Annotated in this window: 2 protein-coding genes; both read right to left on the bottom strand. The window is 42.6% G+C overall.

Annotated features, from left to right (window positions below; translation table 11 throughout):
• Nucleotides 1–194 (bottom strand): hypothetical protein (locus tag ACS8FC_RS14730; protein WP_439297318.1); only part of this gene is annotated, 194 nt, incomplete at its 3' end.
• 10 nt (nt 195–204) lie between these two features.
• A complete protein-coding gene (locus ACS8FC_RS14725) occupies nt 205–1,086 on the bottom strand; it encodes a hypothetical protein (RefSeq protein ID WP_439297317.1) in 882 nt (293 codons plus the stop codon).
• Between the last annotated feature and the right edge of the window lie 24 nt (nt 1,087–1,110).

Below are 1,110 nucleotides of genomic sequence, written 5' to 3'. Positions count from 1 at the left end.
TCAACCGATGGCGCGTTGCCGACTGTTAAATCAGCAGACGCATCAACATTGATAGACGCATTGATGGTAATAAATGCGTCATTCTCGGTACTTTGTGGTTCACATAGCACAACATCAAGAGATAAATCAGGTGGTACGCTTGTTTGTTGACTAAGTACGACATCAAGCACCAAGTCTGGTGGTGTGTAGCTCATAGCAAAACCTCTAGAATTGAGATATTAGCGGTGTTGTCGAACCGCCACCACCTAGCGCTGCACCTCTAATTATTTGTAAATTGCTTACTGAGCCTTTGAGGTCCCTTGTCACGTTACCGGAGCCGTTAGCTTTATTAAGTCTATCCGAACCTACAACTAACACTGAGTCAGGCGCTAATATATAATTACCAGTTTGTGTTACAGGACTACCAATCTGGCTACCGTTGATATATAACTTCCATACCATATCTTTACGCTCTAGTGACAACTCAAAATCGTTATTAAACACATAAGCTGTATCCCAAATTTTCTCAAAAAAGATACCCCCGGTGCCCGTCCAAATTGCAAATCTAATTGCATTTACATCAGCCCAGATGGCCCAATTTGTCACATCACTATATGTAGAATCGTCTTTTCGAGAAGTTAGCAAAGAGCGTCTATCCGAACTGAAAGTTTTAATGTTAGCTATAAATCGAATAGTAATATCTTCGCTATTAACAAAATGATAGTCAGGACTGTAAGGGATAGCGAGATAATCAGCATTACCATCCAGCTGTAACGCACCATTACTCACATTGGCATCACCATACACTGTCCAAACCTTGCCTGTTTTGTCAGTTATATTTGTATTAAACGGACTATCCAGCTTCACCCAAGCAGGGTTTAGATCATTGTTGCGCTCGACAGTGTACGCGCCATGCGTGATTGGCTCACACCCATCTGCTACATATGTAATGCCAACTTGAGCATCCGCGTGATAGTAGTAACGCCAATTACCTGCTGCATCAGGCGTTGCCTGTCCAATGCACTTGCCGTCAGTCCAGTTAAATATTGAGACATAATCAATCGCTGTGCCGTCAAACTTTTTAGCTACACCATTTATCACGCTCATACTGCACCCCCATCGTTTTGCCAT

Source organism: Psychrobacter sp. 1Y4 (assembly GCF_051847555.1).
This window is presented reverse-complemented; position numbering and strand designations above follow the sequence as displayed.

What these genes read in the sequence shown, in the direction of transcription:
- ACS8FC_RS14725 (WP_439297317.1), bottom strand. Translation starts at nt 1,086, where the DNA reads ATGAGCGTGATAAATGGTGTAGCTAAAAAGTTTGACGGCACAGCGATT.